Origin of the sequence: Chryseobacterium sp. MEBOG07 (assembly GCF_021869745.1) — a bacterium.
GTDB classification, from domain to species: Bacteria; Bacteroidota; Bacteroidia; order Flavobacteriales; family Weeksellaceae; genus Chryseobacterium; species Chryseobacterium viscerum.
On sequence record NZ_CP084579.1, the window covers coordinates 1,002,648 to 1,025,304 of the forward strand.

Genomic DNA, 22,657 nt, shown 5'->3' on the forward strand with positions numbered 1-22,657 from the left:
TTTTCACAGGCATTTTGAGCAATATTCTCAAAGACTTTTCAATAAATATTTCATTAAATTAAAGTATTTTTGTGGAGTTATTATAATACATTGAGATACTTTATAGAATTTTCTTACAACGGAAAGAATTATTTTGGCTACCAGATACAGCCGGATGCTATTTCTGTACAGGAAGAACTGGAAAAAGCACTTTCCACGATTTTAAGGGAAGAGATTAAAACGACAGGGGCAGGCAGAACAGATACAGGTGTTCATGCCAAAAAAATATTTGCCCATTTTGATACAGAGCAGGAATTGAACGATCAGTTTCCGCGCAGGCTGAATGGTTTTCTGCCGCCTGATATATCCATCAAAAGGATTTTTCCGGTAAAAGATGACTTTCACGCCCGTTTTGATGCTACTTACAGAACGTATGAATATTATATCTCGCTGGAAAAAAATCCATTCACACAAGAATCTGCCTGGCAGCACTGGAAAAGGACTCTTGATATTGATAAAATGAATGAGGCCTGCAAAATTCTTTTTGAGTATGAGGATTTTACCAGTTTTGCAAAATTAAAGACTGACAACAAAACCAATATCTGCAAAATGTATAAAGCAGAATGGGAACAAAATGGAACAGAACTGAAATTCACCGTTTCGGCTAACCGTTTTCTCAGAAATATGGTTCGTGCTATTGTCGGTACCATGGTAGAAATAGGAACCGGAAAGCTACAGCCGGAAGATCTTCGTCAAGTGATTGAAGATAAAAACCGAAATGCAGCAGGAACTTCAGCACCTGGACATGGATTGTATCTGGTGGATGTGGGATATGAATTTTAAATAAAAAACTAAAAACAAAATAATAATCATGTTATCAATTTTTATTCTTATCGGTGCCTACCGATATTATGCACAATTAGCCGAAAGATTTGGGAAAACAAAATGGCACTATGGCCTTTTGGCAATAGGTATTTATTTGGGAACCCAGATTATTTTAGGACTCAGCTATGGTGTTTATTTAGCTTCAACAGATCCTGAATCTTTAGATAATGTCAATTATACAGGGTTTTCAGGAATTAACATCCTAAGTTGGTTAATCTCTATTGTGGCAGTTTGGGGAGTTTATAAACTTCTTGAAAACAAATTTATAAGAGAAAGACCAACAAAAACAATTGAAATTGAAGAAATAGGGAAAACTATTGATCAGTAAGAACCGGAACATTTCTCTTTTTAGGATCAGAAATTAAGATTCCAATAGTATTGTGGATTTTAAAGAGTTTGCGGGCAGAAGTCATTTCATTTGCGGAGAAAAAAATTGGGAAGCAGCAGCAGGATATGTTTTGGGCTGGATACAAAAGAATGCTTAATATATTCATATTGTAAATCATAGGTATCTGAAATTTTCTATGACGATTTGTTGAAGTTGTAAAGGCTGGCAATTTATAAAGTCTTATTTTTGCATAGAATTTTATTTTAATTCTTTCTTTCGATTCGTACAATGAAAAAACAAGATACCTGGGAGATTATAAAAAGGCTGTTCTTTATCGGAATGAAATTTCGTTCATGGTTCATTCTTACTCTTATAATTTCCATCATCCTTTCAATAGTTTCTACTTATAGACCTTATCTTACCATGCAGGTGGTGGATAACGATATTACAAAGCTGCAGGATAAAGCTTTGATGATGAAACATATCTATATCCTTGTAGGTTTGGTATTTGCAGAAACGATTTTAAACTTTTTCTTGGTTTATTTCTCAAATTTTATCTCGCAGAATGTGATCAGGGATATAAGAGAGAGGTTATATGCCAAGCTGATCTATTTCAAGACCTCATTTTTTGATAAAACACCTATCGGGCAGCTGGTAACGCGTGCTGTAGGAGATGTGGAAACAATTGCGACGGTATATACAGATGGTTTCCTGATGGTATTCGGAGATATTCTGAGAATTCTGTTTGTATTGGTGATGATGTTCAGTACCAATGTTCACCTGAGTTATATTACGCTGGCTATTCTACCTTTAATGGTGCTTATTACAAGATTCTTTCAGAAAAGACTTAAAAAAGCTTTTGGGGATGAAAGAAACTGGACGTCCAATCAAAACTCTTTTGTTCAGGAAAGGCTTGCCGGAATGTCAATTATTCAGGTATTCAACAGACAGGAATCTGAGTTTAAGAAATTTGATGATATCAATATTACATTGAAAGAAGCGTTGTTGAGAACGGTATTTATTTTCTCACTATTCTTTCCTGTAGTAGAGCTTATTTCTTCATTATTTATAGGATTTATCCTTTTCTACGGAGGTTATATTACGATCAGTGCCGGAGTAGTGATTGCCTTTATTCAGTATATTTCAATGCTGATCCGTCCTTTGAGGCAGATAGCAGACCGTTTCAATAATATCCAGAGAGGAATTGTAGGAGCAGAAAGAGTGTTGGGATTAATGGATGAAGAAAACTCAATGCCGAACCACGGAACGGTGAAGAAAGATCATTTTGCCGGAAAAATTGAATTCCAGAAAGTGCATTTTGCTTATGATGAGAAACAGGAAGTTCTGAAAGGAATTGATTTTAAAGTAAATCCGGGAGAAACAGTAGCGATTGTAGGTGCAACAGGTGCCGGAAAATCTACTATTATCAGTTTGATCACAAGATTATATGATATCAATTCCGGGAATATTCTGATTGATGATATTGATTTAAAAGACTATGAGCTTTATAATCTGAGAAGCCATATCGGAGTGGTATTGCAGGATGTTTTCCTTTTCCACGGAAGTATTTTTGAAAACCTTGCGTTCGGGGATGACAGCATAACGCTTGATAAAATAAAAGCTGGTGCCAGAGAAATTGAAGTAGATCAGTTTATCGAGCAGCTTCCAGGCGGATATGATTATGTAGTAAGTGAAAGAGGTTCATCCATTTCCTTAGGTCAGAGACAATTGCTGTCTTTCCTGAGAGCTTATTTATCCGATCCTAAAATTTTAATTCTGGATGAAGCAACGTCTTCCATAGACCATGAAAGTGAAAAGCTGATTCAGAGAGCGACGGAAAAAATTACCAAAAACAGAACGTCCATTATTATTGCCCACAGACTTTCTACGATTGAAAAAGCGGATAAGATCATTGTAATGGAGCACGGGAAAATTGTGGAAGAAGGCAAGCACCTTGAGCTTCTTGATAAAAACGGATATTACTCTACTCTGTACAAAGCTCAGCTGCGTCACGAAGTAGAAGTGGAGGAAGAAAAAGAATCATAATCCAGGAAGAAATCATTCCTGAGAAATTAGATAAACAAAAAAGAGAGCCATTAATGACTCTCTTTTTTTTATGAAGCTACATTGATTATTTTAACCACAAAAGACACAAAAGTTTTAAACACTTAAGTTTTTTAGAACCAAGCTTTATGCATCATAAGTACACCTAAGTTTTGTAAAAATCTTTGATTTTCATCTTATGTGAGCTTTTCTGTGGCATCATTTTAAGTTTACTTCAATGCACTAAAGTATTTAGCTTTTGTGACTTTTGTGGTTTTATAAAGTTGAGACTGTTTTTATGAATGGATTTTAGAATTTTAATTTTTTAGTGATTACTTTTCCGTCTTCCAGAACTGCTGTTACAGTAATAACCAGATTTTTCTGATCAACAGGATATTTGAATTCTGAAGATTTGACATCTGTTTTTCTCATCAGTAACCTTCCTGAAGCATCATAAATATGCACTGAAGCGATTTTCATATGACTTCTTACCGATACAGAATTTTCATCTTTAAAAATAGAAGGTGAATTTTTCAATCCTGCATTTTCTACCGCTAATAAGCCCTGAGACTCAATAATTACAGAATAATCTTCCACCTGTCCGTATTTTGGAGTATAGCAGGCTGTTACAGCCGTACCATTGAATTCACCAATCACTCTCATCCTTAAAGGAGTATTGAGAATTGCATTGGCTGGAGGTATTACCTGAGCAGTTGCAAAAGAGCCGTTACTTACCCCGCTTTGGTTAAGAACCAATTCTGTAGATTCACTAAACTGACCGTCATTATTATAATCAATATACGCTTTGATAACGTGAGGATTATTTGTTCCCGGAGCTACAGTAAGGGTTGTAGCTGAGTTTTGAGGAATAGTGGTTTTTGAGATGCCTGAGCAATAAGTCCCGGTAAAGTTTTCATAAAAATTATTGGCAGCCTGTTTAAAATTACTGGAGTAATTGTTGATGCTGCCGAATTTTACTGAAGTAATCCCCACATTGTATCCCCCAGGATTCGTGATTGAAGCAGGAGTACAGGCATTCGTTAATGTTGCACTGTTATTAATAGTAGTTGTAGATGCTACTTGTGAATTGATTAATGACAGTCTGTACTGTAAAAGCTGTGCCGTTGCTCTATCAGTCTGCCCCTGAGTAAATAAATTTCTGAAACAGTACGTATATGCCATCACATTTCTCTCCCCTCCACTGTATAACTGACTGGTACAAGGGTTAATCTGTCCTGTCTGGCAGGTATGAGGAACAGTAGAGTGGTAAAGGCTTTTCATAGGCTCTGTATCACAAACAAGATCTCCATCCAATGTACAGTCGTTGTTTACAGGGCAGTCTCCTGTCGTTTCATTATATCCCTGATGCGTATGTCTGAGACCTAAAGCATGTCCGAATTCATGGGCTAAAGTCTGAGCATTCACGGCAGAAGCACTTGTAGCCATAAAAGCATAGTCATTGCTTCCTCCAGGGTAATAGGCAAAACCATTCAGACCTCCGGAGTTGGATGTTAGTTTTTTAACAACATAGATATTGTAATATTTTGAAGTATCCCACATTCCCATTGCGGTAATCTCAGAAGCTGTTACAGCATTGGTGGTATTATCGTTATTTACCCCTCCGCTTACATATTTGGGTAGTGTAGAAGCATTGATTCTGTTGATTCCATTAGTCGCATTACAGCTGGGATCTTTGGTTGCGAAAACAAATTTAACAGGAAGAATGGCACTTGTTCCGGACATTCCACTGGTAGAGTTGCCGGCAAAAACCCCATTGGTATAATTTACCCAAGCAATGATATCGGCATCAGACTTATTATTGGTAGTACCTACAGCGCTTCCATCTCCTACAACATGTACAACAACAGGAATTTCATACACCTGGTTGTTGAGTTTTGAAGCGAGCTTTCCGCTTTTGATCATTTTTGATAATTTCAGGTTGAAAGCATCATCCTGTGCTTTTTCCTCCGGATACCTTTCATAATGTTTTTTCATTAATTCATCGGTTCCGCATTCCTGAAATTCCAAACTTTGTGAATAAAAATGAGAGCAGAATGCTCCTGAAATAAGCAGAAATAATAATTTTTTCATAGTATTTTTCATTTAAGAGTTGTGAGTCTAAAAATAAATAAAAAATACATACAATTAATTAACGCTTTTTAAAACTACAGAAAACAAAATTCTGAGCGGTGCCAAAAGGAGTCATATGATCTTCAGTCATACATTTTATCTTGTCAAAACTTCTTTCAAATTTTCCGGATAATGACTCTTCATCATACTGCTGAATATCCAATCCGCTGCATTTGGTGGGACCGTTTTTAGAAAAAGTTCCGAGGATCATAAAGGTATTCACATTCTTCTCTGCAATATCAATATATTTTGAAACCTGTTCCGGACTTGTCAGAAAATGAAATGCTGCTCTGTCATGCCAGATGTCATAGGTTTCCGTAGGTTCAAATGCGGTAATATCTGTGGTGATCCATTTTACTTTAGTGGCTGCATCTCCCAGTCTTTCCTGTGCTTTTTCCAAAGCTTTGGCAGAGATGTCAAGGACCGTGATATTTTCATAGCCTTCTTCAAGGAGAAAATCAACAAGATTGCTGTCTCCGCCACCAATATCGATGATGCGGGCTTCTTTTCCCAATCCTGATGACATGATAAAGTCAAGTGAGGTTTGAGGTTTTTTCTGCGTCCAGCTTACCTGATCCGGATTTTTGGTTTCGTATACGTTTTCCCAGTGGTTTTTGTCGTCAGAAGAACTCATGAGTCTTTTAATTGATTATTGATCTCTTCAAATTTATTGATTAATTCGTTAAGTTTACCTTCTTGTTTCTTTATGGTTCTCGGTCTCAGATAAAACCAGTTGAAAGCGATCCAGGCCAACGTAACCGCATACGCCAGAATACCTGAACTAAAGGTCATTCTTGAAGTGTATTCATGCATATAAAAGCAAATTCCCAGAAACAACATGATGAAATACAAGTTGAGTATGGTTGTCTGCATAAACTTCTGCTTGCTTTTTACCACATATAAGCTTTGGAGATATTCATTATTGGATTGTGTCTGGTCAATTTTGTAAAACACCATAAACATTTTGTTATAGGCAAACAGGAACATAACCATGGCCAGAATAACCAGTACGATACCGATCTTTGTGGTAATCATTTGAGGCTGATAGAGATACCAGATAAAGATAATTAAGAGTGAAGTTGTGATTAATCCAATGTTGGCAAAGACCAATCTGCGTAGATTTTGGTTTCTGAATTTTTTCAGCTTTCCGAGAAGCTCTTCCAGATTGGGTTTGCTGGAAGTCTGCTGCTTCCATATATTTTTGAAATCTATATTAGTAGCCATTTTCTTTAAACTTTTGCGTTAATTTTTCTTTTATCCTGTGAATTTTTACCCGGATATTAGATTCTGAAAGTCCAACAATGTGGGCTATTTCAGCCTGCTTTACCTCTTCCAGTTCCAATGAAATGATGATTCTGTCCGTTTCAGGCAATTCTGAGATAAATTGATACAGCAATTGTATCTGAGGTTCTATGGATTCCTGCTTTTTCTCTTCCAGGTTGATGGGTAAATCAGTTTTGGTAAATTTCTTTTCCTTTTCAATCTGCCGGAGACAGTTATTAGAAGCAATTCTGAAGATCCATGTTCCTACACTGGATTCATTCCTGAATTTCGGGAGCTGCTGCCACACAATGATAAATGTTTCCTGAGCAAGATCCTGAGCGAGGTCAGTATCATTCACATATCCCATGCATAGACGGAATATCCTTTGCCAGTAGAGTTCGTATATCTCTTCAAAAACCATTATTTCGCAGATAAAAAGTGAGTAAGCTGATTAAAATACCAATCTTTATCATCATACATAATGAAATGTAAACCTTTTGAAGCATACTGCATATTGGTGTTTTTCAGGTTTTTATATTGCTCTTCAATTGAAGGTTTTAAATTTACGAAAAATGACTCCAAAAGAATAAGCGAAGGACACTGTACATTTTTTATTTTTTCTCTGAGATCGGTATTGGAAAAATCACAGTACATTTTGGCAAATGTTTTACGGTCTGATTTCATACTCCAACCGATCACTGTTTCCTGCATAGAAGGATCAGCCAATAGGCGTGGGATAGTCTGGGTCTGCATTTTACGAAACTGTTCATCATTCATCGCTGTTAATTTCTCGATGGTGGAGGTACAGTCGTTGTTTTCCTTAGAAGTAAAATTAGGATCAGATAATGCTGCCAGACAAGGAAGAGTATCTACAATGACGATCTTACCTACAAACTCCGGATAGTCTGCTGCAATTGCCAGAGCAAGGCCTCCTCCCATGCTGTGTCCGATGATAATAGGTTTATCAATTTTATGAGTCTTTATATAAGTAGCAATTGCTTTTTCCCAATCTTTAAAACTGGCATCTGCTTGTGGTTTTGTTCGTGCAAATCCGGCCATTGTTAAGGTGTAACAAGTGAAATCTTTTTCAAACTTTGCAGTCGTTTCGTTCCATACGTCTCCTGAGGAAGCAAACCCCGGAATAAATAGTAAGGACTGGGTTCCTTTTCCGGTTTTCTTTACTTCAAACGGATATGCTGTTTCCTGTCCGAATATATTGCATACTGCTAAAAAAAATAACATGATGATAAGAAGGAATGTGAATTTTTTCATGATTTCTAAAGTTTTAAGGTTTATTTGTCTTTTAGAGACGAACCGTTAAAAAATGTTACACAAAAATTTATTTTTTTTGAAAAAAAATATTTTCCCTTCTCCGAAACCCTTATCATTAGGGCGAAATCATATAAAATTTATTTTTATAAAAATTGATAGGTGTTATTTGTAATAGATGAAATGGTATAAAAAACACAGGACTATTAATCTAATATTCTTCCATAGAATCTGCTGATATCAAAATAAAACCCCGGGATTTTATATTTGCCTTTTTCGAATTCCTGATAATCACATTTTCCATTGTGGCTTTGTGCTTTGGTTTCCATTTGAAATCTGTTCAAAAGTACATATTCATCAGTAACGGAAATGATATGAAAACCTGTTTCACATGTCAAACCATCACCGGAAGTAAGAATTGTTCCTAATAACCCGTGGAAGTTTCCTGCAATTTTTTTGGCAGTATCATCATCATTATTCAAATGGTACAAATAGGCGAGATAATTCATGGCACGCAGATCCAGTGGGTTTTCATCCAAAGCATCCAGAAACAGCTGGATGCCTTTCGAAAGATCTTTTTGTGAAATCCCTTCGCCACGATAATATTTGGCTACTTCTTCCGCTTTCTTCCCTATTTTATAAGGTTTATATTCTTTTTGAAAGGTATAGCCGAAGTAAAGATGACAGTATTGATTGCTTGTAAGAAGCGTATCATTCTTTTTTAAACTTTGTAAAAGTTTCGGATAATAGAATTCTGAGTTTTTATTCTCAATATTTTTTTGAATTAAAGCATAATCCGGTGCTTTGAATTCCAGCTTCTGGGCTTGTAAAAAGCCAAGCTGTATTAAAAAGAATAATAAGAAGAATGCTTTGTTATTCATGGATTGTATAGCGTTGTTACAATTTTTCGTAGAGTTAAAAATACAAAATATGTATCAATTGGATAATATCATCTGATAATTTTTAAAAAATACAATAAAATATTATCAAAGTGTTATTTTGTGTTGATAAATTTACTAACTTTATTCGGAATTTGAGAGGTTACCCCTAACATTGAGAGGGGTAAATGTAATTTTTAATTAAAAAACCAAAAAATATTAATGAGTAGTAGTATACAAGATGAATTTAAAGTCTTTAAAGACGAATTGAGAAAGTTGAATATCGAAGTACAGAAAGTTGTAAAAGTAGGAAACGGTAGTATGGATTTCCATGAGGTTTTCTACAAATCGCCGAGGTATGAGGAGGTAAAAAGTATATATGTTCAGCGTCATAATCTGGACAGTATGATTGAAAAATTTAAGCAAGCCTATCATTAAAAAATAGAACATGCGCCACAGATCCTCTGTGGCGCATGTTTTTTATAAGGGTATAAAATATTAATCTTTATCCAGTGTTGAGGTCTTTCTGGTATCTTTCATTCCGATATATACCACCAGAGAAAAAAGAATACATCCGGTAATGTACCAGTAAAAATATTCTTCGGAACCAATCTTTTTAAACCAAAGAGCGATATATTCTGCTGTTCCCCCAAATACAGCTACTGTAACTGCATAAGGCAATCCTACACCAAGTGCCCTGATTTCGGAAGGGAAAAGTTCTGCCTTTACTACAGCGTTGATAGAAGTGTATCCGCTTACAATAATTAAAGCGGCCATAATCAGGAAAAATGCACCCCACATTGAGGTGGTTGTACTAAGCGCTGTAAGAAGCGGAACAGTACATAAAGTTCCCAGGATACCAAAGCCTAAAAGAAGAGGTCTTCTTCCGATCCTGTCAGACAATGCTCCAAATACGGGCTGGAGACAGGCAAATATAAATAATGAAATAAAAGAGACCAAGGTAGATTCTTCCTTCGTAAGATGTACGGTATTCACCAGGAATTTCTGCATGTAAGTTGTATAGGTATAAAATGCCAGTGTTCCTCCTAAGGTTAATCCTATAACGGTAAGCAAGGCTTTCGGGTGTTTCATGAGTTCCTTTACAGTTCCTTTTTTCTTTTCACTCACCTCTTTTTTATTCTCAAAAGCTTCCGTTTCATGAAGATTAGCCCGAAGGTACAGTGCAATGATAGAAAGCATAGCCCCAATCACAAAAGGAATTCTCCATCCCCAATCTTCCAGTTGAGCTTCAGTCAATAATAATTTTTGTAAAATAAGCTGAATTCCCAAAGCGATAAGCTGTCCGCCAATCAGAGTGACATATTGAAAACTTGAATAAAACCCTCTTCTCTCCTGTGTAGCCATTTCGCTGAGGTACGTTGCCGAAACACCATATTCTCCACCTACACTCAATCCCTGAAGCAATCTTGCAAGCAAAAGTAATAAGGGAGCCAGAATACCGATTGATTGATAAGTTGGGGTAAGCGCAATAAGCAGCGATCCGAAAGACATAAGCAATACTGAAAGGGTCATCGCTTTTTTTCGTCCCACCTTATCTGCAATACTCCCGAACAACCATCCGCCTATAGGACGCATAAGAAAACCTACAGCGAATATTCCTGCGGTATTCATCAGTTGTGCATTAAGGTCAGAATCCGGGAAAAAAGAATGTGAAAAATAAATGGCGAAGGCTGCATACGCATACCAGTCATACCATTCGACAAGATTTCCGATAGATCCGCCTATGATGGCTTTGATTCTTTGAGCGGTGGTAATAGAGGTTGGGTTCATAGATATTATTTTCAGTCAAGTTTTCTAATAACGGCATCCAAGATACAAATTTCATGAAAAAATAAACCGCTCTGAAAAAGAACGGTTTGAGTATGATGGGGTTGTATATTTTAAAATCTATATCCTATAGAAAGCCCGCTTCTGAAACCAGCCCACGGTCCGTCCACTTTTATTTTAGCTCCATTGGCATTGGTTTCTACCGAATACTTTACAAACGGAATATCCAGGTTTTCAATTTCTTTTTTAAGCTGAGCCTGCATATCAGGAGTCAATATGTAATCGGAGGTCATAGTAAAGTCACCTTTTCCGCTTCCATAGTGAGCTCCCGCGATCCAGAAATCCAGTACAAGATTCTGACTTCTGGTCAGAAAGAACTGAACTCCGACCATTAATCCTCCGCTGTTTCCTTTCGTGTCTCCCTGACCTTTAAGCGGGATTTGATAGGTAATTGCATTAGGACCATTGTAATCATAATAAAAATCAAAAGTATTGGAAGTAACACTTGAATATCTGTAATACGGTGCAAAATAAAATCCTTTTCCATAACCTTTTCCAATGTAAAACCTTGGTTCTATGGTGAAATTCGTAGCTTTTACTCTAAGATTCTGGAATCTTTTCTCGTCTTCATCTTTAAGAAAGGCATTGATGAAAGGCACTTTTCCTTCCGGCATTGTTCCAAAACCGATGTTCACTGAAAACCATTGGTTGATGGCACGCTCATAAGACAGATTAATGTTTCTGAATGCATAAGCCGTGACATTGGTCTTGACGATATTCATCTTTTCTGCCGAACTGTTTTCAATTTCCTGAGCTTCCAACGCAGAAAACAGGAAGCACGGAATTAATATGAACGCTTTTTTCATGACTCTATATTTTGTGATGTAAAAAAATACCAGCAAAAAACGGGCTGAATTTAACATAATAATTAGAATTTAAAGAAAATTTATTGATAATTTTATTAGGTTATGATTGTAAATGTAATATACATCGGTGATCAATTGTCCTAATAGTATAATTCATCTTCAGACATGAAAAAAACTATTTATACCATATTCTTTCTTTGCGGAACTTTTATTTTTTCCCAGGAGAAAAAAAATGATACGGCTGATGCTTCAGCAACCAAAGAAATTCAGGAAGTTATTTTGAAATCACAACGTAAAAAACAGTTTGCCGATAAAGCCGTTTATACTTTTGATAAAGAAGCCCTGGAAAGAGCACGCTATGCAAAAGATCTGCTTCGTACACTTCCAGAATTACAGTTGGATCCTGTAGCCAATACAATTACCAGTACTAAGGGAGGAACTACACTATTTCTTATCAACGGAATTGAAGCTACAGACATGCAGATCCGAAGTGTTGCTCCAAGTGAGGTTGTCAAGGTAGAATATTATGATATTCCGCCTGCAAGATGGGCAACACGGGCAGATACTGTGGTCAATATTCTGACAAGATCTACGGAAACGGGGTATGTTTTCGGAGCTGATATTTCTACTGCTCCCAATACAGGATTCGTGAATGGTTCTGCCTACGCCAATTATACCAAAGGAAAAAATAACTTCGGACTTGAATATTCCCTGAACCTGAGAGATTATAATGACAGAAGAGTAAATAGTGTCTATGATTATCAGCTGAACGGAAACCATTATCGCTCTGATGAAAATAGAACCGATCATTTTGGATATACATTCCAGAATGTTGCCTTGCGTTATACCAGGCTTGTTCCTGATGATTATGCCTTTCAGGCAAAACTGAATATGGATATTTTCAGCAGATTTTCAAAAGGAGTAGGGCAGAGTGTCTTTACAGAGGATAATCTGAAAGAAGAACACGCGATGTTTAAAAATAATAATTCAGATTATGTGATTCCCAAGCTGGATCTTTATTATTCTAAAAAGATGGGTGAAAAAGATGAGCTGAGCATTAATGTGGTAGGATCTCATTATACAACCAATACATCGGAAACAGCCAAAGAATGGGTGGTTGGGTCAGGACTTTCAGTATATGACAATGATATGGTTCTGAAAGCAAAACAGACGAGTCTGGTGGGAGAGCTGGCTCATACCCATGATTTCAAAGCGGGAAAACTTTCATCCGGATATCGTATTTCAAGATCGTCTATTTCCAATGATCTGAATAATCTTGCCGGATATTCTCAATACAATGTTACCTATCTGGAGCAGTATTTGTACACTGAGTTTGCAGGAAAAGTAGATAAATTCAGTTATCGTATTGGAGCAGGGCTTACGAATATTCACAACAAAAGTGCAGAGAATACTTTTGATGAATGGACCTTTACTCCAAAGGTTATTCTGGCGTATCAGATTAAAGGAAATCAGAATCTTCGTTTTACCGCAAGTTATAATCCTGTAAGCCCATGGAGTAATGCTTTGAGTAGCAACGTTGCGCAGCTGGCACCGAATATTGTTCAAAGAGGAAATCCTTTTTTAGAATCCCAGCAGGTCTTTTCTAATAACCTGACATATTCTTTTAATAATAAATATTTTGATTTTAATGCAGGCTTGTTTTACCGGTATACCAACAGGGTGATCAATCAATATTATGTCCAAGATGATATATTGGGAGGCTACGCGCTGACGTATGAAAACGGAAAAAATGGACAGCGATATGGAGTACAGCTAACGGGGTCTTATAAACCTTTCGGGAATAGCCTGCTTGTCATAAAAGCAGTTATTACACCGACTTCTGAAACCGTGAGGACAAGTAAAGGGGCTTTGATTAAAAATGATTATTTAGGAAATTATTTTTCACTTTCCTCAGAATATAAATCGTTTTCTGTTCAATACCAGTTCAATATTCCCGTGTATAATCTTAGTGGGGCTTTTCTTAATACCAACGAGAATCAGAATAATATTTTTATCAGCTATAAACACAAAAACTGGACATTTTCCACAGGAATGTACTGGATAGGAATGCCATCGGAATATAAAACGAAAAGTTTGCCGGAAAGTTTAGTAGACTATAAAGTTCATACCCAGATTATGAATAATAAATCAATGTTTGTGCTAGGGCTAAGTTATGATTTCTCAAAAGGTAAAAAGACAGAGATCCAGCGAAAGCTTAATAACGAAACTGCTCCTGCAGCTACTTTTTAGAAACAATTTTGAATGTTAATAAGAAATCCCCGCTCATTTGTAGGAGAGGGGATTTTGTTTTTTATTATTTCTTAATGAATTTTGTATTCTTTTTATCAGCCGTATTTTTTCCGCTGATCTCAATAAAATAAGAAGCTGGCGGAAGGTCTGAGATTTGTATGTTTCCTGATTTTACATCTGAAGTTTTAACCAGTTTTCCATCCAGACTGTAAATATTTGCTTTTGAATAATTATCGGTATTTCCTTTAAAGCCAATAAAATCCTGTGCCGGGTTAGGATAAACGATTAAATTCTCCTTCTTTGCCACATTGCTTATAGACAGGAATGTTTCGCTTAAAGCCTGAGCACTTGAAGTCGACTGGTTGATACTTAGCAATGGTACACTGATGTTTCCATTGGTAGCGCTCAATAATGCATATCTGTGAGAAGCGTCATAATAAGCATATGCTGTATTGGTAGCTGTTCCGATCGGGTTGGCGTAAATAACATCAAAAGATGCATATAAATTAAAGTTTTGGGTATACTTTACTCTAAGAACGTTACTGTATGTCTGATTTCCTACAATCAAGGTTCCGTATGCATCTGCCTGAGTTGAAAGGGTACCGCTGAACAATCCGTTGGCAACAGATGAAGTGAAGGTTCCTTTAGCAGTATCATTCTGAGCCGGTCCATAGGTTGTTGGATAATTATTATAAGTACCGTTATCTACATTGAAGTTTAAAGTAGCCTGTGGATTTACAATTCCTGTAATTTCCAGCTTAGTTGCAGATGCTTTATAATAAATAGTGGTTGTTCCATCTACCATTTTAATCGTAGAACCCGGAAATGTTGTGAGTTCAGGAGAAGTAGGAGCAGAATAGGTAGTTTGTGAAGAAGCACCCATAGTAAGGCTTCCGTTTGAAAACGTAGCATTAGCACCTGTTGCAGAGTTGTTTACAGTCCCGTTTAATTGATTGTAATTAACAATATCTCCCGAAATAGGATCATTGGCTGCTTTTGTCAGCGTAATCTGCGCAGAAAGCATGGCAGAAGTTCCCAATAGAATGAGTATAGATTTTTTCATAGTAATTTTTTTGTTAAAGTTAATTAAAAACACAATTCGAATTTTAATTTAACTTGTTTTTGGTTAAATATTTAAAGAAACCGCCGAACGATCATATCATCCGGCGGTTCTGTACGTTAAATAAATTTAAGTTTAGTTGCTCATCACCATTTTACGGTATGCATAAATATCTTCGATGGTCACGACGCACATCCCTTTTTTGAGAGCGAAGTCTACTATTTGCGGAAGTCTTGCCATAGAACCATCTTCATTTGTCAGTTCACAAAGTACGGCATCGTCACCCAGATTGGCCATTTTCACAAGATCTACACTGCCTTCGGTATGACCACGTCTTTCAAATACACCCCCTTCTCTGGCGATCAGAGGAAAAACGTGTCCCGGGCTCGCAATATGTTCTGCCTGAGCATCTCCTGCTACAGCTGTTCTGATTGTTGTTACACGGTCTTTAGCTGAAACCCCTGATTCCACGCCTTCTCTGGCCTCAATAGAAATAGTAAATGCAGTTTGATTTTTTGAATTGTTGTTTTCCACCATCGGACGGAGGTTGAGGTGGCGGCTTTTTTCCTCAGAAATACATAAGCAGACAATACCACTGCATTCGCGGATAAGAAGTGCCATATCCTGTTCTGTAATTGTGGAAGCGGGAAAGATGATATCACCTTCGTTTTCGCGGTTTTCATCATCCACTAAAAGAATACCTTTTCCCTTTTGTAGTGTTTGAAGTGCTTTTTCTACACGTTCTTTGGAGGTAGCTCCGAATTGTTCTAATAATTTTTCCATGTTATTTTACTTTTAAAAGTTAAAATAGTCTTCGGTACATGGAAATGAAATACGACACAGTAAGAGTCCATAAGGAATCTTATTGGTCATCTCATTTTCTTCTCCCATCCAGACTTTAACTGTCGGTTCCGGAATTTCACCAGATCAGTCCTTTCCGAAGAAAGGAGTCGCGGACTGTAACCGCCGGTAGGGAATCTCACCCTGCCCCGAAGAAAACTTATACTAAGTTTTGTTGTATGTTGTAATTTAAATTTTTATTTCATTGAATTATATTTAACGCACAGACCGCTAATTTCGGGAAGTTTTTTGAATTGGAGAAGAGATTTATTATTAATTAGCTTGCCTTATTTTTCTCTACAGGCACATTCATGATTTTCATTTAAATAGGCAATGGTTGCTTTGCACATTTTTTCTAAGGTGCTAATATTGATATCAGAAAGCTTTTTGATGTAGATGCAGGCTTTTCCCATTTTAAATGTTCCAAAGTCATCTAATAAAAGCTTGCTTTCTTCAGTTGGGGAATACACATAGAGGGAAAATTCTGCTTTACGTGGTGAAAACCCAATGAGCGGCATATCGCCTTCATGTCCGCTTGCATATTTATAATGATAACTGCCAAATCCTATAATGGTTGGTCCCCACATTTTAGGTTCAAATCCAGACCATTCGCTCATCAATTGTATTAATTGAAAGCTGTCTTCTTTTTTTTGCTCTTTTTCTACAAATGAATTAATGAAATCGGTTACGTTTACGTCTGTTTCGTTGGTTTTATTGGGTTTAGCCATAGTTATTCATATTCTTTTAAATAAGTTACCAGTTTTTTCTCAATAAAGTCGGTGAATGAATTGGCAACTTTTATTGCTTTGGGAGGTTGGTTTTCATGGGCAAAAATATAAATGTGGTGAGTCTCTAGATTGTACAGCAATTGATCTCCATCACCGTACAGCCAAAATTCACCTAAGATCAAATACTGTTTTTTTTGAATTGTTTCATCAGTCAGCTCTGTAAAGTTAATTTCTATTCCTTCTAGTGTAAGCTTTGAAATATTTTGAAAAAAAGTGGACAGCTCATCTGTAAGTTGTATAGAAAGTTCTTTTTCTTTGGTTTTAATCATATCGGGTTGTACACCCGCCTCAATGCAATCAGAATCACTGTATGATTTTATGAGCTGTTTAAAAAATTTAGGATATATATTTTTTAAGTAGCCAAACTTATCTTCAACGGCTTTCTGAAGCTGCTTTTCTTTTTGTTTTTCTTGTTGACAAAAATCCTCAAATTCCTTTTCCCATCCTTTTTGATAAAGGTCTGATAAATGAGGAGTTCTATTTTGGGATTTTAACCATTCAAAAGCTCCTAATTGTCCTATGTATAGGTTTCTGATCCCACTGAAGCTTTCTTTAGGTTTTATACTAAGAAAAGCTCTTCTGCCACAGATTTTTTCTATATCATCTTTATAAGTTTTAAACCATTCAACCCACTCTTCAGCAGCGAGCTTCCCTTCTGACAGATCTGTAAATTGTTTAATAATCCCTTCCTGTGTCATGTTCTGCTTTCAAACTGTTTTTAATACATTGTCTAAGATCGTATTGAATTCTTCAGGCTTTTCCAGCATAGGATAATGGCCGACTCCTTCAATGATTACATAATCATAGTTTTTCAAATATTTGCGGTTGGCTTCCAGATTCGTAGGAGAAGCATCAGAATTGATAGCTATTACAGGGACCTGAACCTGTTTTGCAATGGTATTGAAATCAGTTTTATATAAAGGTCTGAGTAGATTAATCGCCAGTTCAGGAGCATTCTGAAGAAATTCGTGCTGCAATCTTTCTTTTACATCAGCAGGAGTTTGCTCAACAAATAAATATTGAGGCAGGAAGTTTTCCACGGCATATTTAAAATCTTTCATGTACTGAGTAAATAAAATTTCTTCAGCCTGCTGTTCCGTAAAAGCTTCATCCAGATTTTTTAGGGTATCAACCAGAATTAAAGCTTTTACCTGTGGGATTTTTAATGAAGCCTCAAGTACATAAGCTCCGGACATAGAATGTCCTACAAGAATAATTTCATTTGAATTGAGAGCATCAGCAACAGCTTTAATGTCATCCGCATATCCGGAACTTGTCCATTCTTGTCTTGATGAATCAGATTTTCCGTGTCCCGCAAGATCCATCTGTACAATATGATATTGATTGCTGAAAAATTTCTGAGAGTCGGTCCACCATTCGGTGTTGCCAAGCCATCCGTGAATGAAGATCAATGTTGTATTTCCGTTTCCGGATTCTTTATAATGGATTTTCAGACCGTCTGAGGATATTGCATATTTTTCCATGTAAAACTGTTGAATTGGTGTGTTATGTTGGTAAGCCTAATTTACAAAAAGACTCTTAAAGCTGAATCTATTATTTAATTTGAAAGGGGGAATGACTGCACGCTAATGTTCAGTTGAGTGCTGATGCAGTCATTTTTAGTCAGTTATTTACCATTTCCAGATCTGTGGCTCATCTTTCCAGATCAGTAATCTGAATTCTTCATAAAGCTTTCCGTTGCCAATGGTATGGGTATCCCTATGTCCTTTTTCTAATTTTAGTTTGTGCAGAATACCTGAGTGGGCGGCTACCCATAGTGTTTCTTCATCGTCAGAAAGGGCCATTCCGGTAATGGTAGAGCCTAAAAAGTGTCTCCAAAGCTGTTTTCCGTTTTTATCAAAAGCTTTGATGTAGCCATAGGCATCTCCCAGAATATAATAATCTTTTGCAGCAACCCCTTCGTATACTCTCATTTCTTCATCAATGACTGTGAAGTCTTCACTTTCTGTATAGGCTTCAATATCTGCCCCCACATATTGATCAGCATTGATGCCAATAGTAATCCCATTGTAGAAATGACATGAATTGGTAATCAACTGGCTGTCATCTTTTGCAAACAGGCAGAAATGAGGATAAGACGATTGTGGTCCTATAGCTCCTAATGTATTGCCTTCATGATCCAATATTCTGTGATCATAACCCTGGTCTCCGACTACGATATAAGAGTTGTCGTTGGATAATGCTGCATTTTCCATATCGATCTGAGAACTCCAGTCTTCTTCATGATCTTCATTGATAGGGTGGATGAGTTTTTTCTCCCTGTTTGAAATCAGGAAAATCCCGTCTGAGGAAACAACAACGACTTTGCTTCCGTCATTGAAAGGATATATGTCGGTAATTCCAAAATCGTGGTTTTCATCCAATTTAAATTCATTGATGAGGTCTCCGTTCCAACCTTTATATAAAGAAATTCTATGTGAATCTGCAATAGCAAAGACATCACCCTGCTTGGATTTCCCGATAGCATGGATGTTTTCATCAAGTTTAGTGATCATCTCCTGATCAAGAAGATAAGCCTGCCTTTTTTCATAAGAACTGCCTGTCATGAAAACTATTTTTTCATCAGAAATAAAGTGTAGATGTTCAATATTCTGAGCTTTATTTTCAATTAATGGAATGATAGGAGTATGGGCAGGAGGAAAATGCATTCTGAAAACTTCTGTTTCTCCTTTTTTATTGGCTGTCTTAAGTAATTCAAAAACTTCGTGGGCAATTTCTGATCTTTTGTCTTCAGGTTCTTGACCTTTCCAGTTTTCCCATCCGTTTTTTTCACCAAACTCAATCATTTCATTGATTTCTTTTGCATATTGTTCCCCTTCCGAGAACCATTGTTTTTGGATTGTAGTGTTATACATTGAATTGTATTTTTATTGTGAACTTTTCTGGTTTAATTTTGTGTTAATCTCGTTCTAATATAAAAAATAAACACTGCATCATAGCAGTGTTTATTTTTATTTTTTTGATTTAATGCTAAAAATAAGCACTCCGTATGAATTTCCGGAAGTATCTTTTATCTCACATTTAAAGTAAATCAGGTTTTTCAAATACTTTTGGTGGAAAACTTCGGTCAGGAAAGTAATCCCTGTTGGAAGTGCATTCGAGGCATACCCTTCAAGGCTTTCTATTTCGTAGGACATTTCCCTATTGAGGAAGTTAAATATCTCCTTTAAAATACAATTGGCTATAAATGCAAAAGGGACAATAGGATAATTTTCAAAATGTCCTTTACACTGGTTGGGGGTAAAAGGTTCTGTTGAAATAGTAAAATGATGGGGAACTTCCGTATTGATTATTTTACTTTGAGGGAGGTTCCTGTCATGATACTCCACCGGAACTGTAGTGTGCAGATCTTTATAAAAAAGCTCAAATGCCTCCTGAGCTACAATATAATAATCTAATTCACCAGTATATAGAAGTTCATCGGATTGGCTGTCTCTTATATGAATATAAGATTTCCCTTTTCTGTCAGACTCAAGAATGCTTTCGTTGGTGATAGTAGCTGCTTGGGGTTCTTTGAAAGATAATTTTCTGATTCTTACTTTTTCTCCCAGGAAATAAATTTTCTCCCTGCTGTCATCATTAAGAAGCTTATACAGACCAAGGCTTCCTAGCGAAAATAATAATTTTACCAGGTGAGAAAAATTTTCGTTTTCAAAATTCCAGTTTTTTATTTCTGTTTCAATCTTATGGTCTCTGAAAATAATGTTTTCAGGAATAATGATGTACGGTGCTGCTTCCCCAAGATAGGGAATGATGTTTTTTTGGATGTCGGTTGTTGTCATGTGAATGAGGGATTATTAGGTTAGTGAATTTATTTTTCATTTGTGGATAACTTTTTTCTTGTGGGTAATCAGCTTATTTAAAATTTGAAGTGTGTTTTATTTTTTATCTGATTGATTCTAATGTTTTTTCGACTGAGTGGGAATATTAAATTATTTTTGTTTGGGTTGTTTTTAAGTATATTTTTCTTTAAATCAGCATTTTAATTTTGATTTAAATAATTTATTTCTATTATTAGTGAATTGTTTTTCTAATGCAATTTACAAAAAACAATTCAAAAATAATGATGAATCAATGTTCATGATTATGAAAATGAGGTAAAAAAAAGGTGGATAACTTATCCATAAAACTTATCCACATGATTTTATATTGTGGAAATCCTGTAAAAACCGATATGTATTGTAAGTTTTTAAATATAAGTTGATTATAACCAATATCTGAAGCAATTGAAAAAGTTATCCATACTTTATCCACAGTGGATAATGAGTGTATGAAAAGTTATCCACATATTTTAATAATAGGTGGATAGACAGCTGTTTTGGGCTTAATTGTTCATTAAATCAATTGATTATAGTCTATTGATGAAGTTGATTTTCTTATAATGATGATAGTATTGTGGATAACTATAAGCTTTCGATATATTTTTCATAGCCACTTTTTTCCAAGAGGTCTCTTGGGGTCATGTTATAAACGTCTTTCCATGAATCTGAGCCGTGTTTTTCTACATATTTTTCAATAATTCTGAATCCAAGCCAATAGTTTATAGATTTTTGAGCTTCCGGAAATAATTTAATTTGATCATTTCGAAGTAAGGGATTATTACCGGATGTATCGGAAAAATAGGGTTTCAGTTTTGTGAAAATTTCTTTTTCATTTTTAATATACCAAGCCCAGTTTTCCTGAGTCATATTTTCAACAGCTTCATATTTTCCTATTTTCCTGTCGAAAAATACATACGCAAAATAGCAGGCAAAACCTTCATCAATGGTTTGGCTCAAAGCAGATTCTCCATCCGGATCAGCTTTTCTGAAATGTTCATATACGAGGTGGTTCAGTTCATGAGGAAGACCTTTTTCAAGCGCATAGAGAATGTCTAGGCCTTTATTGTTGAGCTCCAATGCAAATTGCTCATCATTACAGCCGCCAAAAGCAATTCCTGTCAAAGGAGTAAACAATAGACTTATTTTAGCTTTTGGCTGAAAAGGAACCAATGTTCTGAATTTTGTGAGTGTTTTCTTAAATGTTTTTTCAATATTAATTCCTAAAAGAAGATGAATTTTTTCTTCAAACTGTTTTTTATTGTCTCTGTACAACGTTTTATTCCAGGAGATCATGCCCTTTGGATTGTTGAAAAGGCGGGCATTTTCTTCACCAAAGATTACCCCATAGCAACTGTCCCAAAGTTTTTTATGGGGTAGATACACATTATTAACAATCCTTGTAGAGTCATATTGATTGTTTTTATGAGCAAGAAGCTGATGTTTAAATAAATTAAGGATTACAATATTCTCAATTTTTACACTGTCGGGAATCTGCTCTATTTTTTTTAAATCGATGTTTTGAGCAATCAATGGCCGTGTTGAGAATAATAGAAAAGTAAGAGGTAATAAAAACAGAAGGCTTCTTTTCATATATAAAAAATTTAGATTGATTTATCCACAAAGTCATTTATTCAAGAGGACTGATAAGCGTGAATGATTTTTTATCCACTCTATAAAATACTCCATTTTCTGTAGAGCGGAGATTTTTAAATTCAGAATTTATTTGATGAAATTCATCTGATTTTAGATTCCAAATAAAAAAACTTGTTTTGTCTTTATAGGTAGAATGAAATATAATATTGCCAGCTTTTGTGGATACAGATTGTGCACCTATACATCCGGGAGGGACTTTATGGCTGATAAGATTCAAATTGTTCAGGTCCAGTTCCTGCAATGAAAAATTTCCATAGCCATTAAAAATGACTTTTCCATTCCCTTGATTGGCAACACAATAACAGTCTATTAATTTATCATTTAAAGTGCTTGAATTAAAACCAAAGACTTGTTTTCCATTAATATTGAATACAGCCAGGGCATCATAATCCGGTTTGTAACCTTTTAAAATACCTTCGTCAAAATAAGAGACAATGATTTTCTTGCCATTTATTTTGATATCATTAATTGAGTTCCCAATATTAAATTTTACTTTACAGTTTCCCTCATAGTCAATGATTAAAGCATTTTCTACTGAGTTTGGATGATGAAATACAATTAAAATTTTTTCTTCATTAATGATTTTAGCCATTACAATATCAACCCCTAATTCTAATTGGGTTTTTATACCAAGGGTAACGATTCTGTTTTGGGAGGTTACAGCAATAAAATTCCCAAGGTCATCTGTTGAAAGGTATTTGATATTTTCCTGAAATAAGTTGAGTTCAATGGTTTTAGTCGTCATAATTAAGTCTACCAATCTTTAATTCATTTGCCAGTCTGCAGAATATTGTT

The 22,657-nt window shown here is 35.8% G+C and carries 22 protein-coding genes and 1 riboswitch; of the genes, 5 read left to right on the forward strand and 17 right to left on the reverse strand.

The features are described 5' to 3' along the window. The first annotated feature begins 69 nt into the window (after positions 1-69). The 3 genes from truA to LF886_RS04625 all read left to right on the forward strand — a co-directional run bounded on the left by truA (position 70) and on the right by LF886_RS04625 (position 3,238). Entirely contained in the window at positions 70-822 is a 753-nt protein-coding gene (gene truA / locus LF886_RS04615) for a tRNA pseudouridine(38-40) synthase TruA (protein ID WP_236852914.1), read from the forward strand. A gap of 28 nt (positions 823-850) precedes the next feature. Beyond that, positions 851-1,192 carry a hypothetical protein gene (locus tag LF886_RS04620; RefSeq protein WP_103231912.1) on the forward strand — a complete coding sequence of 114 codons (342 nt, stop codon included), beginning with the start codon at positions 851-853 and terminating at the stop codon, positions 1,190-1,192. Between the two features lie 288 nt (positions 1,193-1,480). Further along, positions 1,481-3,238: an ABC transporter ATP-binding protein gene (locus tag LF886_RS04625; protein WP_236852915.1), complete on the forward strand. Its 1,758-nt coding sequence runs from the start codon at positions 1,481-1,483 to the stop codon at positions 3,236-3,238. Positions 3,239-3,544: 306 nt separating this feature from the next. Here the strand turns inward: LF886_RS04625 and LF886_RS04630 are convergent, their stop codons facing one another. The 6 genes from LF886_RS04630 to LF886_RS04655 form a co-directional block, all read right to left on the reverse strand. Further along, entirely contained in the window at positions 3,545-5,326 is a 1,782-nt protein-coding gene (locus LF886_RS04630) for a M43 family zinc metalloprotease (RefSeq protein WP_236852916.1), read from the reverse strand. 58 nt (positions 5,327-5,384) lie between these two features. Then, the gene (locus LF886_RS04635; RefSeq protein ID WP_236852917.1) at positions 5,385-5,999 is read right to left on the reverse strand and encodes a class I SAM-dependent methyltransferase; all 615 of its coding nucleotides are present in this window, start codon (positions 5,997-5,999) and stop codon (positions 5,385-5,387) included. Next, positions 5,996-6,589: a hypothetical protein gene (locus LF886_RS04640; protein WP_236852918.1), complete on the reverse strand. Its 594-nt coding sequence runs from the start codon at positions 6,587-6,589 to the stop codon at positions 5,996-5,998. The genes LF886_RS04635 and LF886_RS04640 overlap by 4 nt, the downstream gene beginning before the upstream one ends. Next, positions 6,579-7,049, reverse strand: coding sequence for an RNA polymerase sigma factor (locus LF886_RS04645; protein ID WP_152290252.1), 471 nt, complete (start codon positions 7,047-7,049; stop codon positions 6,579-6,581). The genes LF886_RS04640 and LF886_RS04645 overlap by 11 nt, the downstream gene beginning before the upstream one ends. Next, on the reverse strand, positions 7,049-7,900 hold the full coding sequence (locus tag LF886_RS04650) for an alpha/beta fold hydrolase (RefSeq protein ID WP_236852919.1): 852 nt from the start codon (positions 7,898-7,900) through the stop codon (positions 7,049-7,051). Before LF886_RS04650 ends, LF886_RS04645 begins: the two co-directional genes overlap by 1 nt. Before the next feature lie 203 nt (positions 7,901-8,103). Beyond that, a complete protein-coding gene (locus LF886_RS04655) occupies positions 8,104-8,778 on the reverse strand; it encodes a DUF4919 domain-containing protein (RefSeq protein ID WP_236852920.1) in 675 nt (224 codons plus the stop codon). 219 nt (positions 8,779-8,997) lie between these two features. On the opposite strand from LF886_RS04655, the gene LF886_RS04660 reads away from it, so the two are divergent. Then, positions 8,998-9,213 carry a hypothetical protein gene (locus LF886_RS04660; protein WP_034696179.1) on the forward strand — a complete coding sequence of 72 codons (216 nt, stop codon included), beginning with the start codon at positions 8,998-9,000 and terminating at the stop codon, positions 9,211-9,213. Positions 9,214-9,273: 60 nt separating this feature from the next. Here LF886_RS04660 and LF886_RS04665 read toward each other — a convergent pair whose 3' ends face one another. Together LF886_RS04665 and LF886_RS04670 are read right to left on the reverse strand one after the other, a co-directional pair. Next, positions 9,274-10,566 (reverse strand): MFS transporter, encoded by a 1,293-nt coding sequence (locus tag LF886_RS04665; RefSeq protein ID WP_236852921.1) that lies wholly within the window; start codon positions 10,564-10,566, stop codon positions 9,274-9,276. A gap of 110 nt (positions 10,567-10,676) precedes the next feature. Continuing rightward, the gene (locus LF886_RS04670; RefSeq protein WP_236852922.1) at positions 10,677-11,429 is read right to left on the reverse strand and encodes a DUF3575 domain-containing protein; all 753 of its coding nucleotides are present in this window, start codon (positions 11,427-11,429) and stop codon (positions 10,677-10,679) included. 165 nt (positions 11,430-11,594) lie between these two features. On the opposite strand from LF886_RS04670, the gene LF886_RS04675 reads away from it, so the two are divergent. Beyond that, positions 11,595-13,679, forward strand: a complete 2,085-nt coding sequence (locus LF886_RS04675; RefSeq protein WP_236852923.1) for a TonB-dependent receptor domain-containing protein — start codon at positions 11,595-11,597, stop codon at positions 13,677-13,679. Positions 13,680-13,743: 64 nt separating this feature from the next. Here the strand turns inward: LF886_RS04675 and LF886_RS04680 are convergent, their stop codons facing one another. From LF886_RS04680 to LF886_RS04720, 9 genes are all read right to left on the reverse strand, one after another. After that, positions 13,744-14,742 carry a T9SS type A sorting domain-containing protein gene (locus LF886_RS04680; protein ID WP_236852924.1) on the reverse strand — a complete coding sequence of 333 codons (999 nt, stop codon included), beginning with the start codon at positions 14,740-14,742 and terminating at the stop codon, positions 13,744-13,746. Positions 14,743-14,874: 132 nt separating this feature from the next. Further along, complete coding sequence (gene ribB, locus LF886_RS04685) at positions 14,875-15,522, reverse strand: 3,4-dihydroxy-2-butanone-4-phosphate synthase (protein WP_236852925.1); 648 nt, start codon at positions 15,520-15,522, stop codon at positions 14,875-14,877. Between the two features lie 92 nt (positions 15,523-15,614). Further along, positions 15,615-15,740: riboswitch (FMN riboswitch) on the reverse strand. 126 nt (positions 15,741-15,866) lie between these two features. Continuing rightward, positions 15,867-16,307, reverse strand: a complete 441-nt coding sequence (locus LF886_RS04690) for a DUF1801 domain-containing protein (RefSeq protein WP_236852926.1) — start codon at positions 16,305-16,307, stop codon at positions 15,867-15,869. 2 nt (positions 16,308-16,309) lie between these two features. Next, positions 16,310-17,065, reverse strand: a complete 756-nt coding sequence (locus LF886_RS04695) for an SMI1/KNR4 family protein (RefSeq protein WP_236852927.1) — start codon at positions 17,063-17,065, stop codon at positions 16,310-16,312. Positions 17,066-17,074: 9 nt separating this feature from the next. Continuing rightward, a complete protein-coding gene (locus LF886_RS04700; RefSeq protein ID WP_236852928.1) occupies positions 17,075-17,851 on the reverse strand; it encodes an alpha/beta fold hydrolase in 777 nt (258 codons plus the stop codon). 147 nt (positions 17,852-17,998) lie between these two features. Beyond that, positions 17,999-19,243, reverse strand: coding sequence for a hypothetical protein (locus tag LF886_RS04705; RefSeq protein WP_236852929.1), 1,245 nt, complete (start codon positions 19,241-19,243; stop codon positions 17,999-18,001). Between the two features lie 96 nt (positions 19,244-19,339). Beyond that, the gene (locus LF886_RS04710) at positions 19,340-20,170 is read right to left on the reverse strand and encodes a hypothetical protein (RefSeq protein WP_236852930.1); all 831 of its coding nucleotides are present in this window, start codon (positions 20,168-20,170) and stop codon (positions 19,340-19,342) included. A 621-nt stretch (positions 20,171-20,791) separates the two neighbouring features. Further along, the gene (locus LF886_RS04715) at positions 20,792-21,799 is read right to left on the reverse strand and encodes a DUF2268 domain-containing putative Zn-dependent protease (protein WP_236852931.1); all 1,008 of its coding nucleotides are present in this window, start codon (positions 21,797-21,799) and stop codon (positions 20,792-20,794) included. A gap of 37 nt (positions 21,800-21,836) precedes the next feature. Next, positions 21,837-22,607: a hypothetical protein gene (locus tag LF886_RS04720; RefSeq protein ID WP_236852932.1), complete on the reverse strand. Its 771-nt coding sequence runs from the start codon at positions 22,605-22,607 to the stop codon at positions 21,837-21,839. Positions 22,608-22,657: the final 50 nt, after the last annotated feature.

What these genes read in the sequence shown, in the direction of transcription:
- LF886_RS04620 (WP_103231912.1), top strand. Translation starts at nt 851, where the DNA reads ATGTTATCAATTTTTATTCTTATCGGTGCCTACCGATATTATGCACAA.
- LF886_RS04625 (WP_236852915.1), top strand. Translation starts at nt 1,481, where the DNA reads ATGAAAAAACAAGATACCTGGGAGATTATAAAAAGGCTGTTCTTTATC.
- LF886_RS04630 (WP_236852916.1), bottom strand. Translation starts at nt 5,326, where the DNA reads ATGAAAAAATTATTATTTCTGCTTATTTCAGGAGCATTCTGCTCTCAT.
- LF886_RS04635 (WP_236852917.1), bottom strand. Translation starts at nt 5,999, where the DNA reads ATGAGTTCTTCTGACGACAAAAACCACTGGGAAAACGTATACGAAACC.
- LF886_RS04640 (WP_236852918.1), bottom strand. Translation starts at nt 6,589, where the DNA reads ATGGCTACTAATATAGATTTCAAAAATATATGGAAGCAGCAGACTTCC.
- LF886_RS04645 (WP_152290252.1), bottom strand. Translation starts at nt 7,049, where the DNA reads ATGGTTTTTGAAGAGATATACGAACTCTACTGGCAAAGGATATTCCGT.
- LF886_RS04650 (WP_236852919.1), bottom strand. Translation starts at nt 7,900, where the DNA reads ATGAAAAAATTCACATTCCTTCTTATCATCATGTTATTTTTTTTAGCA.
- LF886_RS04655 (WP_236852920.1), bottom strand. Translation starts at nt 8,778, where the DNA reads ATGAATAACAAAGCATTCTTCTTATTATTCTTTTTAATACAGCTTGGC.
- LF886_RS04660 (WP_034696179.1), top strand. Translation starts at nt 8,998, where the DNA reads ATGAGTAGTAGTATACAAGATGAATTTAAAGTCTTTAAAGACGAATTG.
- LF886_RS04665 (WP_236852921.1), bottom strand. Translation starts at nt 10,566, where the DNA reads ATGAACCCAACCTCTATTACCACCGCTCAAAGAATCAAAGCCATCATA.
- LF886_RS04670 (WP_236852922.1), bottom strand. Translation starts at nt 11,429, where the DNA reads ATGAAAAAAGCGTTCATATTAATTCCGTGCTTCCTGTTTTCTGCGTTG.
- LF886_RS04675 (WP_236852923.1), top strand. Translation starts at nt 11,595, where the DNA reads ATGAAAAAAACTATTTATACCATATTCTTTCTTTGCGGAACTTTTATT.
- LF886_RS04680 (WP_236852924.1), bottom strand. Translation starts at nt 14,742, where the DNA reads ATGAAAAAATCTATACTCATTCTATTGGGAACTTCTGCCATGCTTTCT.
- ribB (WP_236852925.1), bottom strand. Translation starts at nt 15,522, where the DNA reads ATGGAAAAATTATTAGAACAATTCGGAGCTACCTCCAAAGAACGTGTA.
- LF886_RS04690 (WP_236852926.1), bottom strand. Translation starts at nt 16,307, where the DNA reads ATGGCTAAACCCAATAAAACCAACGAAACAGACGTAAACGTAACCGAT.
- LF886_RS04695 (WP_236852927.1), bottom strand. Translation starts at nt 17,065, where the DNA reads ATGACACAGGAAGGGATTATTAAACAATTTACAGATCTGTCAGAAGGG.
- LF886_RS04700 (WP_236852928.1), bottom strand. Translation starts at nt 17,851, where the DNA reads ATGGAAAAATATGCAATATCCTCAGACGGTCTGAAAATCCATTATAAA.
- LF886_RS04705 (WP_236852929.1), bottom strand. Translation starts at nt 19,243, where the DNA reads ATGTATAACACTACAATCCAAAAACAATGGTTCTCGGAAGGGGAACAA.
- LF886_RS04710 (WP_236852930.1), bottom strand. Translation starts at nt 20,170, where the DNA reads ATGACAACAACCGACATCCAAAAAAACATCATTCCCTATCTTGGGGAA.
- LF886_RS04715 (WP_236852931.1), bottom strand. Translation starts at nt 21,799, where the DNA reads ATGAAAAGAAGCCTTCTGTTTTTATTACCTCTTACTTTTCTATTATTC.
- LF886_RS04720 (WP_236852932.1), bottom strand. Translation starts at nt 22,607, where the DNA reads ATGACGACTAAAACCATTGAACTCAACTTATTTCAGGAAAATATCAAA.